Annotated in this window: 11 protein-coding genes and 1 tRNA gene; 9 read left to right on the top strand and 3 right to left on the bottom strand. The window is 57.2% G+C overall.

Annotated features, from left to right (window positions below; translation table 11 throughout):
• The first annotated feature begins 22 nt into the window (after window positions 1-22).
• Window positions 23-1,324 carry a UDP-glucose dehydrogenase family protein gene (locus G6N80_RS10600; protein ID WP_062554879.1) on the top strand — a complete coding sequence of 434 codons (1,302 nt, stop codon included), beginning with the start codon at window positions 23-25 and terminating at the stop codon, window positions 1,322-1,324.
• Window positions 1,325-1,334: 10 nt separating this feature from the next.
• On the opposite strand, the gene G6N80_RS10595 is transcribed toward G6N80_RS10600, so the two are convergent.
• Together G6N80_RS10595 and G6N80_RS10590 are read right to left on the bottom strand one after the other, a co-directional pair.
• Window positions 1,335-1,787, bottom strand: coding sequence for a response regulator (locus tag G6N80_RS10595; protein ID WP_062554880.1), 453 nt, complete (start codon window positions 1,785-1,787; stop codon window positions 1,335-1,337).
• A complete protein-coding gene (locus G6N80_RS10590; RefSeq protein ID WP_165133650.1) occupies window positions 1,784-2,920 on the bottom strand; it encodes a PAS domain-containing protein in 1,137 nt (378 codons plus the stop codon). The genes G6N80_RS10595 and G6N80_RS10590 overlap by 4 nt, the downstream gene beginning before the upstream one ends.
• Before the next feature lie 156 nt (window positions 2,921-3,076).
• On the opposite strand from G6N80_RS10590, the gene G6N80_RS10585 reads away from it, so the two are divergent.
• A tRNA-Pro gene (locus G6N80_RS10585) sits at window positions 3,077-3,153 on the top strand.
• Between the two features lie 89 nt (window positions 3,154-3,242).
• Here G6N80_RS10585 and G6N80_RS10580 read toward each other — a convergent pair.
• The gene (locus tag G6N80_RS10580) at window positions 3,243-4,214 is read right to left on the bottom strand and encodes a helix-turn-helix domain-containing protein (protein WP_062554937.1); all 972 of its coding nucleotides are present in this window, start codon (window positions 4,212-4,214) and stop codon (window positions 3,243-3,245) included.
• A 164-nt stretch (window positions 4,215-4,378) separates the two neighbouring features.
• On the opposite strand from G6N80_RS10580, the gene G6N80_RS10575 reads away from it, so the two are divergent.
• The 7 genes from G6N80_RS10575 (at window position 4,379) to ccoP (ending at window position 10,882) form a co-directional block, all read left to right on the top strand.
• On the top strand, window positions 4,379-5,131 hold the full coding sequence (locus G6N80_RS10575) for a YqcI/YcgG family protein (RefSeq protein WP_082547200.1): 753 nt from the start codon (window positions 4,379-4,381) through the stop codon (window positions 5,129-5,131).
• Between the two features lie 26 nt (window positions 5,132-5,157).
• The gene (locus G6N80_RS10570; RefSeq protein WP_062554939.1) at window positions 5,158-5,853 is read left to right on the top strand and encodes a class I SAM-dependent methyltransferase; all 696 of its coding nucleotides are present in this window, start codon (window positions 5,158-5,160) and stop codon (window positions 5,851-5,853) included.
• A 110-nt stretch (window positions 5,854-5,963) separates the two neighbouring features.
• The gene (locus G6N80_RS10565; RefSeq protein ID WP_165133647.1) at window positions 5,964-7,235 is read left to right on the top strand and encodes an APC family permease; all 1,272 of its coding nucleotides are present in this window, start codon (window positions 5,964-5,966) and stop codon (window positions 7,233-7,235) included.
• A gap of 245 nt (window positions 7,236-7,480) precedes the next feature.
• Window positions 7,481-9,106 carry a cytochrome-c oxidase, cbb3-type subunit I gene (gene ccoN / locus G6N80_RS10560; RefSeq protein ID WP_165133644.1) on the top strand — a complete coding sequence of 542 codons (1,626 nt, stop codon included), beginning with the start codon at window positions 7,481-7,483 and terminating at the stop codon, window positions 9,104-9,106.
• A gap of 12 nt (window positions 9,107-9,118) precedes the next feature.
• Entirely contained in the window at window positions 9,119-9,850 is a 732-nt protein-coding gene (gene ccoO, locus G6N80_RS10555; protein WP_165133641.1) for a cytochrome-c oxidase, cbb3-type subunit II, read from the top strand.
• A 13-nt stretch (window positions 9,851-9,863) separates the two neighbouring features.
• Window positions 9,864-10,016 carry a CcoQ/FixQ family Cbb3-type cytochrome c oxidase assembly chaperone gene (locus G6N80_RS10550; RefSeq protein ID WP_062554943.1) on the top strand — a complete coding sequence of 51 codons (153 nt, stop codon included), beginning with the start codon at window positions 9,864-9,866 and terminating at the stop codon, window positions 10,014-10,016.
• A 2-nt stretch (window positions 10,017-10,018) separates the two neighbouring features.
• Complete coding sequence (ccoP, locus tag G6N80_RS10545; protein ID WP_165133638.1) at window positions 10,019-10,882, top strand: cytochrome-c oxidase, cbb3-type subunit III; 864 nt, start codon at window positions 10,019-10,021, stop codon at window positions 10,880-10,882.
• Window positions 10,883-10,935 lie beyond the last annotated feature (53 nt).

Here is a 10,935-nt window from a genome sequence, read left to right as displayed (position 1 = left end):
GAACGTCAAGCGAGAGCTCTTCATGCGTATCACGATGATCGGTGCCGGCTATGTGGGTCTGGTATCGGGTGTGTGCTTTGCCGATTTCGGTCACCATGTGACCTGTGTGGATAATGTCGAGGAAAAGGTTGCCGCCCTGAAGGCAGGCACCATTCCCATCTATGAGCCTGGACTGGACGAACTGGTAAAGTCGAATGTCAAGGCGGGTCGCCTGATGTTCACGACTGATCTGAAAGCGGCGGTGGCAGAGGCAGACGTGGTGTTCATCGCGGTGGGGACGCCCTCACGTCGTGGCGATGGCCATGCCGATCTCTCCTATGTGTACGCCGCAGCAAAGGATATCGCGCACGCCATGACCGGTTTCACGGTTGTCGTGACGAAATCGACGGTACCCGTTGGAACCGGCGACGAGGTGGAGCGGATCATCCGCTCTGAGCGCCCGGATGCTGAGTTCGCGGTGGTTTCCAATCCGGAATTCCTGCGCGAAGGTGCCGCGATTGCCGATTTCAAGCGGCCCGATCGGATCGTCATCGGCTCGGAGGATGAGCGCGCAAGCGAGGTGATGCGGGAAGTCTATCGTCCGCTCTACCTCAACTCCGCGCCCCTGTTCTTCTGCGATCGCCGGACGTCCGAGCTGATAAAATATGCCGGCAATGCGTTTCTTGCCATGAAGATCACCTTCATCAACGAGATGGCTGATCTCTGCGAAAAAGTGGGCGCCGATGTCCAGAAAGTGGCCAAAGGCATTGGCATGGACAAGCGCATCGGCGACAAGTTCCTGCATGCCGGGCCTGGCTACGGGGGCTCCTGTTTTCCGAAGGACACGATGGCTTTGGTGAAGACGGCGCAGGACAATGACAGTCCGGTCCGCCTGATCGAAACGACAGTCGCGGTCAACGATACCCGCAAGCGTGCCATGGCCCGCAAGGTTATCGCAGCCTGCGGTGGCTCCGTGCGCGACAAGAAGATTGCTGTATTGGGGCTGACCTTCAAGCCGAATACGGACGACATGCGGGACGCGCCTTCGCTTTCGATCATCCAGGCACTTCAGGACAACGGGGCGCTCGTCCATGCCTATGATCCCGAAGGCATGGAGGCCGCACGAGGTATGTTGCCAGATGTCGACCTTGGCGACAGTCCCTACGATATCGCCGCAGGAGCGGACGCCCTGGTCCTTGTTACCGAGTGGGATGAGTTCCGGGCTCTGGACCTGCGACGGCTGAGGCCGATCATGAACGCGCCGGTGCTGGTCGACCTGCGCAACGTCTATCCGGCCGATGAAGTCCACCGTTACGGCTTCGAATATCACGGCGTCGGGCGATAGCGAGCGGCAACTATGCCTGCGATTGACGTTGCTGTCTGCTTTCCGTCATCTGTCGCCGACGCAGCCAGGGAGATGGCACGAGGCTCGGCGGGATGTTGCCGCGATTTTCGCCACGCACGAACGTTTCGATGAAGGAGAGCGCATTCTCGAGCCCGTTCATCGTATAGGGCTTCTCGATCGCTCCCATCGCTCCGGCAAAATCTTCCGGGATGCGCTTTAGATTGCCACTCACGAAGACATAGGAAATACCCTTGCTTTCAAGGTAGCGGCCCACATCGATGCCAGTCGGGCCATCCAGCAGGTGGATGTCGACGAAGGCGAATTCGGGGTGCTCCCGGTCGATGATGGCCTTTGCCTCCTGGCTGGACATTGCGACGCCCACGATCGTGTGTCCGGCATTTTCCAGCTCGCTTTCGAGTTCCAGCGCCAGCAAGGCCTCGTCTTCAACAATCAGAATATTCACGCTTTCCTGCTCTCCTCGACACTTCCGACCGGCAGACGAATATCGACGATCGTGTCGTGATGGTGTTGGTGTCGTTCTATCTTTGCATTCACCTGCCGCGCGCAGGTTTCCAGAATCGTGCGGCTGAAGGCTTCAGCTTCACTGTCGACGGCCACATCGACCGGTGGCATTGTGTCCTTGACTCTGATCTGGAAGTGTCCGTTCAGGCGGCGGATGCAGATGTCGATGGCACCGCCCCCGTCCTTGAGACCTCGCCGCACGGCGTCCCCGACAAGCTCGTTGATGATCAGTGCCAGAGGCGAGGCCTTTATGGCCGGCACGAGGACTGGCGATAGGTCGAAATGAACGTGGATGTCGTCGCGTCGCAGCGCGCTGATCATATCCGTAATGAGGTCTCGCGCGAAGTCCGATACGTCGAAGCGTTCTACATCTGCGGTCGTGAAAAGTTTCCTCTGGACCGTGCTGAGCGCTTCGACACGGTCCAGAACCGATCTTAGTGTTTTCTGAACGGTCGTATCCGCACTGGTTCTCGCCTGCAGTTTGAGAATGGATGCGATTGTCAGCAGGTTGTTCTTGACGCGATGATCCACCTCGTGAACCAGCAGCGTTTTGGCATCCAGGGCATCGCGCAAGTCCTTGGTACGGCGCGCCACCTCTTGCTCTGCGGAACTGCGGGCCGCAGCGAGTTCCTTCTGCTTGTCTTTCACATGCGTGAAATCCAGCTGAGACGCGAAAAAGTAAATGACTTCGCCTTCGCTGTTACGGACTGGACTCATGAAAAGCGCATTCCAGAACGTCGAGCCATCCTTTCGATAATTCAGGATATCGACCTCAAGGCTTCGCTCGGCAGCAATGGCTTCGCGAAGCTGTGTGATGGCTGTTTGGTCGCTTTCAGACCCCTGCAAAAGCCGGCAGTTCCGACCGACCAGCTCCTCCTGCGAATAGCCTGTAAGCTGTGAGAATGCCTTGTTCGAAAAGATGATCGGATTATCGGGCTGCCGCGGATCGGTAATCAGCATCGGCATGCGCGTTGCTTTGAACGCGGCAGCAAACGGATCCTCCGACCCATGTTCCGCAAGAAGACGGTCGCCGGCTTCCCTTGCGTTCTGCTTTGAATTCTCTTCGCTGTTCATACAATGTGAGCCGCCTGAAAGAGTGCGAAACCAGATAATGAAATAAGGCTGGATTGGTTCCTGAAAAGTACTTCTGCCCACTGCGGGCGACTTAAAAAAATCGTGCCAAGTGCTTGTTAAAGCCGCAGGCCTCGGTTATAGGAGCGCCACTGGTCACGGAGTGTAGCGCAGTCTGGTAGCGCACCACGTTCGGGACGTGGGGGTCGAGTGTTCGAATCACTCCACTCCGACCAGTCGAAAAGCTCGCAGTCGTGGGCTTTTTTCGTCTTTGTCTCCCGGTTTCCTTTTTTCTTTGCCCATGGTCCCCTATTGATCGGAGACGTCAGGCGCCCGAGCAATCCGAGTCGGAGCGAAAACGGCGTCGATAGGCCGCCGGAGACGTATGAAACTGTCGCTGGAAGTGATGGCGGAAGGTATCGATCGTCCCGAAGCCGACAACCAGCGCTATGTGTTCCAAGGGCATTACGGTTTCTTCAAGCAGCTCGCGAGCACGCGCCAGCCTCTGCTGTATAAGCCATTCCGCTGGTGCGGTGCCGGTTGCCGCCTCGAAGCGGCGAATGAATGTGCGGCGGCTCATCAGGGCCTTTGCGGCCATGTCATTGACTGAAATCCTTTTCTGCAGATTTCGTCCCATCCATGCGCAGAGGTCGGCAAGGCCATCTACTTGCGTCTGAGCCGACGCAGGGATGTATTGACTCTGATCACCATCTCGATGCGCCGGAATGACCATGCGCTGCGCCACGGCCCGGGCGATCCTGCCGCCTTGATCCTTTCGAATGATATGGAGGCAAAGATCAAGGCCAGCGGCTCGCCCGGCTGAACTCATCACGTCCCCGTCATCGACATAAAGAACTTTCGAATCCACCTGTATGCGCGGAAATCGTTCGGCAAGAAGCCGCGCCTGCGACCAGTGGACTGCTGCCCGCCGTCCATCCATGATTCCAGCCTCCGCCAGAAGAAAGACGCCAGAGCAGATGGAAACGATCCTTGCTCCTCTGGTGCTGACACTCTGGATGGCATGAATGGCCGCACGAGGCAGCGGAGTATCCACGTCGAGCCAGCCAGGCACAATAACGGTATGGGCATTGAGAAGCGCTGAAGGACCCGCCTCGACATCAAGGCTCACCGGTCCAGCCGAGATCCTGCCCCCTTCTCGTGCGGCGCAGACAAGAACCTCGTAGCAAGGCTGAAAAGCGTTGCTCAGAGAAAATATTTCGAGCGCCGCTCCAAGCTCAAAGATGTTGACGCCGTCATAGGCGAGGATCGCAACACGCGGCAGAGATTTGGAATCCATCGCTCACTATCCTTGCAGGGCAATTTGGCACGATTTTCGGCAATACTGTCACATCCGACCGTTGTGAACATCTTACCACAAATGTGAAGTTTGCACCCCGACGGGCAAGCATGACCGATGGCCGATAACGGCATCAGTTACGCCCGATCTCAAAGGGTAATTATATGATTTTATTATCTTCTCATATTCAATCACTAGGCGCACCCAGTGCTGCAGATCTGAATTGGTCAGGTCATCTGATGCAGCAGATTTCCTCTCGCTTCGAGCTCAAGGATGGACCGGAGTTCCCTTGTGTATTCGCGCAAAACGCGCATCAACGAGGCAACATCCTTTGCCTTCCCATCCCCTTTCAGAGCGATCTCGGAACCTACCGGTTCGAAGTGCTTTTTGAGGGATTGAAAGCCTATCTCAAGGCGGAGTCCCAGTGGGACGGTTCAGTCAACACCGCTCGCCCGTTATTAGTTCTGTTCCAGCCGATGGAGCACCTTTCGACCACGAAAGACTACGAACGGATCTTCGTCGAAGCGCTCCAGTATCTTATCGATAACGATCAAGTTCCGTGGGTGAACGGAACGCCGACGAAGCCTGAACAGGAATATTGGTCGATGTGCTTCGACGGCCAGCAACTCTTCATCAATGTGAGCCATCCCCAAAACGTAAATCGCCTAAGCCGCAACCTCTGTGACGCCATGGTGCTGGTCATCAACCCGCGAGAACGCTTTGACGTGGTCGCCGGTGCTCACAAGCGCGGCTACGCGGTGCGCGAAAAGATCAGGAAAAACATCGATCTGTATGATCGGATCTCGCATAGCCCGCTTCTCGGTCACTATCAGGCCGGTGATCTTGAATGGCCGCAATACATGCTTCCAGACAACAATGAGGCGCCTCCCATGAGATGCCCGTTGAAATTTCGTTGATTGATGGGGTGAAAGGGGGGGCAGTAATGGCAGGTTTGGCATTTCGTATTCCAGAGCCGGAATACATGACGGAAGAGGAGGAATTTTGCTACGCGCTGGCGGACTACAGTGTTCCGCATGAGGCGCTGGCGAGAGAGATCGTCTTTACGGTCGACAGACGGTCGGTGCGGGCGCTCGATATCGGCTGTGGTCCGGGAGACGTACTGCTTCGATTGCGCAATCATGCGCCGAACTGGACGCTCTTCGGTGCTGATATCTCGGCGCGGATGTTGACGATTGCCCGCGACGCGGCACAAACGAGACTTGCATCGCATCACCAGGGCATCAACTGGATTTTGACCAACGGCCGCAGTCTTGGTTTTGAAGACGGCTTCTTCGACGTCATTCTGAGCAATAGCGTGTTGCACCATGTCGCCGATGCGGATCAATTCTGGCGTGAGATCGGTCGTCTTGCGGTCGACGGCTGTCATATCTTCGTCCGAGACCTGCGGCGGCCTGCTAACGAGGAAGAGGCGCGCCGACTTGTAGAACTGCACGTGGGACAGGAATCGAGGGTGGTTCAGGATCACTATCTCAGCTCCCTGAAAAGTTCCTACACCTGCCAGGAAGTCCGGGCGCAACTGGATGCTGCAGGTCTGGAAGGCCTGCAGGTCGAGGCTCTGGAGGACCGTTACCTGACGGTAAGCGGCCGGCTGCGTCGTACTGTTACAGCAGAGATATGAAACAGCAGCGCGTGGAAAACGGGTGAGCGGGTCCGGGCAGTTCGATTGTGCTTTCATGCCAGTCGTCGCCCGGCCCGGGAGAACTGCAAAAGACCGGGTGGAGAATTGCCATGTCACTCAAGAAATCGATGTCGGTTCCACAGGGCGTCGTCCTCGCCATATGCACCATCATCGGCTCCGGATTGCTTGGCCTTCCCGGCCTGGCAATAGAGGCAGGCGGAGGCGCGGCAGCCGCATTGGCCTGGCCGCTGACCATGCTGATCTCTCTTCCGCTCGTCGTCATCTTTCTCAGCCTCTCATTGCGCGTCCAGAGTTCCGGCGGTGTTGCCCGCTATGCAGCGATGGCGCTGGGCGACTGGGCGGAAACGGCCGTGTCCCTTATCTTTGCGATAACCTTCATGCTGTGTATTCCGATCGGGACATACATGGGCTGCATCTATCTGCAGAACATATTCGGACTGCCGGAAAGCTCGGTCATCTGGTTGGCGATCGGCGTTCTCTCCGTCTCGACCATAGTGAATTTCTTTGGCTTGCGGCCCGCATCCTGGATCAACATTGCATCGGCGCTTTCGCTCGTATTGCTCGTCGTACTCATTGTCATCAGCCAGCCTGATTTGCTGGCAAAAGGAACGACAGCCTATCGGCACTACGCGCTGTCTCTCCCCGATGTCCCAATCTCCTCGCTCTGGACTGCCGCCGCTGTGCTTTTCTGGGCGTTTCTGGGATGGGAGAACTTGAGTTTCGGGACGGAAGAAGTGTCCGGCGGCACGAAAGCGATCAAGACGATCTTTGCGGTCGGGTTTGTTCTGGTGACGGCAATCTATGCGGCTCTTGCTGTCGTTGCTACAGGGGCCGAAGCATCGGGATTGAACATCCACGGCGTTGCCGGGCTTCTGGGGTTGCTGGATGGAAGCCCGCTTGCAATTGTCGCCTATCCACTCATCGTTCTTGTGGTGCTGGCCAATGTGAACGCCTGGGTATTTGCCGCCAGTCGTCTGATCTATTCCGCGGGGCGCGCCCATATCTTGCCGTCATTTCTGGGTCATCTCGCAGAAAATGGTATGCCGAGACGCTCGCTCGCGTTCATGCTGGTGGCCTATATATGCATCTGTACAGCGCTTCACCTCGGTCTGTTCTCCATCACAGATGGATTGATGCTGGCAAACCAGAACTTCATCGTCATCTATCTGGCTGTCATCCTCTGCTATGTTCGGCTCAATCGCAGCTTGTTCGCAAGGTTGATCGCTCTGCTTGCCGTCGCTTCGAGCCTTTTCCTGGTTGCTGGCTTCGGTTGGACATTGCTGGTCCCGCTCGCGCTGATACTTGCGGGCCATCAGTTGGAACAGCGTCGGCGGCTGCGACCTGCCGCGCTCGCAAGCTGATCCAACAGGCGTCTTTCCTCCCGGACCAGCAGCCTGCTGCTCCATGAACTGGAGTGGCAGGCTGTTGAGCGGAGAGCAAGAAGTGCTCTAGTTGCGATTATTTGAGCCTGGACGTGCACTTCGAAAATCTCTGTTGATTCAGATCAAGGCTCTCTTCTCCCGATAATGTGATTTCTCCCAAGCGAAGGGGTTCGTCGGTCCAACCGGTGCGGATCCTGCAATTGACGTCTCTGGGGGATGTTCCGATGAACAATACCATACCCGTCGTGGCGCTGACCCTGGGGGCCTTCGTGGCCCTCCTGGGGGCTGGCTTTGCCAACGACAGTCTTTTCGCCGCGCATATGTGGGTGCTCTTTTTCACCCTGACGGCATTCACAATCATTCTGCTTCGGCGGGTCAACTTCGCTCCCGTTAAGAAGGTGGCGCAGGCTTCCGATCATTCCGGCTACTTCGATGAAGTGGTGAAATACGGTGCGATCGCCACGACCTTCTGGGGTGTCGTCGGCTTTCTGGTCGGCGTGGTCGTTGCCTTGCAACTGGCATTCCCCGATCTCAACTTCGGACCTTGGTTCAACTTCGGGCGCATGCGTCCGTTGCACACATCTGCCGTCATCTTTGCCTTTGGTGGTAATGCGCTGCTGTGCACCTCGTTCTACGTGGTCCAGCGAACATCGCGTGCACGCTTGTTCGGTGGTGATGGTTTGGGTTGGTTCGTCTTCTGGGGCTATCAACTCTTCATCGTCATGGCCGCTACTGGTTATCTGCTCGGCATCACACAGGGCCGCGAATATGCAGAACCTGAATGGTATGTCGATCTTTGGCTGACGGTTGTCTGGGTCGCCTATCTGGTCGCTTTCCTCGGCACGATCCTGATGCGCAAGGAGCCGCATATCTATGTGGCAAACTGGTTCTACCTTGCCTTCATCGTTACCATCGCCATGCTTCATGTGGTCAACAATCTGGCGATTCCGGTGTCCTTCCTGGGCGTCAAGAGCTACTCGGTCTTCTCCGGTGTTCAGGATGCGCTCACACAGTGGTGGTACGGCCATAACGCGGTCGGCTTCTTCCTGACTGCTGGCTTCCTTGGCATGATGTACTATTTCGTGCCCAAGCAGGCCAATCGCCCGGTCTATTCCTATCGCCTGTCGATCATCCACTTCTGGGCTCTGATCTTCATGTACATCTGGGCCGGCCCACACCATCTGCACTACACCGCACTGCCGGATTGGGCGCAAACGCTGGGAATGGTCTTCTCGATCATGCTGTGGATGCCATCATGGGGCGGCATGATCAACGGTCTGATGACGCTGTCCGGCGCTTGGGACAAGATCCGCACGGACCCGATCATCCGCATGATGGTCATCGCGATTGCCTTCTATGGCATGTCGACCTTCGAAGGCCCGATGATGTCCATCAAGGCCGTCAACTCGCTCAGCCACTATACGGAATGGACCATCGGTCACGTTCACTCGGGCGCCCTTGGCTGGGTCGGTATGATTTCCTTCGGCGCCGTCTACTTCCTCGTGCCGAAGCTGTGGAACCGTAACCGCCTCTACAGTCTGGCCATGGTCAACTGGCACTTCTGGCTGGCCACCCTCGGCATCGTTGTCTACGCCGCCGTGATGTGGGTTGCCGGTGTGCAGCAGGGCCTGATGTGGCGCGAATACGATAATCAGGGCTTCCTGGTCTATTCCTTCGCGGAAACCGTGGCCGCCATGTTCCCCTACTATGTGCTGCGTGCCGTTGGTGGCCTCATGTATCTGGCTGGTTCGCTGATCATGGCCTTCAATATCACCATGACCATCCTGGGTTACGAGCGGCGTGAAAACGTACCGGGTGCTATCCCGGCCGCCCTCCAGCCTGCCGAATAAGGAGTGGATCCCATGTCCATTATGGAGAAACACCAGTTTATCGAGCGCAATGCGACCCTGCTTCTGGTCGGCTCGCTTCTCGTCGTCTCGATTGGCGGTATCGTGGAAATCGCACCGCTTTTCTACCTGCAAAATACGATCGAGAAGGTGGAGGGCATGCGCCCCTACTCGCCGCTCGAGCTGGCGGGTCGCAATATCTATATCCGCGAAGGTTGCTACGTCTGTCACAGCCAGATGATCCGTCCCTTCCGCGACGAGGTCGAGCGCTACGGCCACTATTCGCTTGCCGCGGAAAGCATGTACGACCACCCCTTCCAGTGGGGCTCCAAGCGAACCGGTCCGGATCTTGCACGCGTCGGTGATCGTTATTCCAACGAATGGCACGTCCAGCACCTCACCCGTCCGCGCGATGTTGTGCCGGAATCGGTCATGCCCGGCTATGCCTTCCTGAAGGAAACGCAGCTCAAGGTGACTGATGTCACCATGGATCTGAAGGCAAACGCGTTGGTCGGCGTCCCGTATTCGGAAGAAATGTTGCAGAACGCCAAGGCAGACCTTGCAGCGCAGGCTGATCCGAACGCCGATACGGCGGGTCTTCTGGCTCGCTATCCAAAAGCCAAGGTTGGCGATTTCGACGGCAACCCGGCTCAGCTTACCGAAATGGATGCTCTGGTTGCCTATCTCCAGATGCTCGGCACGTTGGTCGATTTCACGACCTATGACGACGCCACTGGTTATCGTTGAGGAGGGCTGATCCATGGAAGTCTACACGGCAATGCGCCACTTCGCCGATAGCTGGGGTCTCCTGGCGATGGCTCTGTTTTTTGTCGGCTCGGTCCTGTTCGTTCTGCGCCCAGGCGCAAAGCGCTCGGCTCAAGACGCCGCAAGCATCCCTCTGAAGGAGGATTGATCATGGCAGACAAACATATCGATGAGATCAGCGGCGTCGAAACCACCGGCCATGAGTGGGACGGCATCCGCGAGCTGAACAATCCGTTGCCACGCTGGTGGCTCTGGTTCTTCTACGGCACGATTGTCTGGGCTATCGTCTACATGATCCTGTATCCGGCCTGGCCTTTGCTCACCAGCGCGACGCCGGGAATATGGGGCTATTCCAGCCGGGCCGAAGTTGCAGCTGAAATCGTCGCTGCGAAAGAGGCGCAGGGCGAAATGCTGCAGAAGATCGCAGACTCGTCCGTGCAGGAGATTCTCGCCGATCCGCAGCTGACCAAGTTCGCGACCGCTGCCGGTGCCGCGGCCTTCAAGGTCAACTGCGTCCAGTGCCATGGCTCGGGTGCGGCCGGTGGAGCTGGCTATCCGAACCTCAACGATGACGACTGGCTGTGGGGTGGAAACATCGAGCAGATCCATCAGACGATCTCGCACGGTATCCGCTTCCAGGATGATGCCGAAACAAGGGCATCCGAAATGCCAGCCTTTGGCGATATTCTGAAGCCGGATGAGATCAAACAGGTGGCGGCTTATGTCGTGAGCCTGACCGAAAAGCCGCACAATGCCGCACTCGTTGAACCCGGCAAGCAGCTGTTCGCAGACAATTGCGCTTCCTGCCACGGCCAGGATGCCAAGGGTAACCGCGAATTCGGAGCCCCAAACCTTGCCGATGCCATCTGGCTGAAGGTCAGGGGTGAGGAGCAGATCATCGCCCAGATTCGCCAGCCCAAACATGGAGTCATGCCAGCCTGGACAGCGCGCCTCGGCGATACGACTGTGAAGGAGCTGGCAGTCTACATTCATTCGCTCGGTGGCGGCGAATAACGATCTCCCGGACGGAACCTGAGTTCAACACTCGTCCTGAATTAGAGCCGTCT

It is taken from the genome of Rhizobium rhizoryzae, from assembly GCF_011046895.1.
In the GTDB taxonomy this organism is placed as follows: Bacteria; Pseudomonadota; Alphaproteobacteria; order Rhizobiales; family Rhizobiaceae; genus Neorhizobium; species Neorhizobium rhizoryzae.
Note: the sequence above shows the minus strand (reverse complement) of the source record. Positions and strands in the feature narration are given on the sequence as shown.

What these genes read in the sequence shown, in the direction of transcription:
- G6N80_RS10600 (WP_062554879.1), top strand. Translation starts at nt 23, where the DNA reads ATGCGTATCACGATGATCGGTGCCGGCTATGTGGGTCTGGTATCGGGT.
- G6N80_RS10590 (WP_165133650.1), bottom strand. Translation starts at nt 2,920, where the DNA reads ATGAACAGCGAAGAGAATTCAAAGCAGAACGCAAGGGAAGCCGGCGAC.
- G6N80_RS10580 (WP_062554937.1), bottom strand. Translation starts at nt 4,214, where the DNA reads ATGGATTCCAAATCTCTGCCGCGTGTTGCGATCCTCGCCTATGACGGC.
- G6N80_RS10575 (WP_082547200.1), top strand. Translation starts at nt 4,379, where the DNA reads ATGATTTTATTATCTTCTCATATTCAATCACTAGGCGCACCCAGTGCT.
- G6N80_RS10570 (WP_062554939.1), top strand. Translation starts at nt 5,158, where the DNA reads ATGGCAGGTTTGGCATTTCGTATTCCAGAGCCGGAATACATGACGGAA.
- G6N80_RS10565 (WP_165133647.1), top strand. Translation starts at nt 5,964, where the DNA reads ATGTCACTCAAGAAATCGATGTCGGTTCCACAGGGCGTCGTCCTCGCC.
- ccoN (WP_165133644.1), top strand. Translation starts at nt 7,481, where the DNA reads ATGAACAATACCATACCCGTCGTGGCGCTGACCCTGGGGGCCTTCGTG.
- ccoO (WP_165133641.1), top strand. Translation starts at nt 9,119, where the DNA reads ATGTCCATTATGGAGAAACACCAGTTTATCGAGCGCAATGCGACCCTG.
- G6N80_RS10550 (WP_062554943.1), top strand. Translation starts at nt 9,864, where the DNA reads ATGGAAGTCTACACGGCAATGCGCCACTTCGCCGATAGCTGGGGTCTC.
- ccoP (WP_165133638.1), top strand. Translation starts at nt 10,019, where the DNA reads ATGGCAGACAAACATATCGATGAGATCAGCGGCGTCGAAACCACCGGC.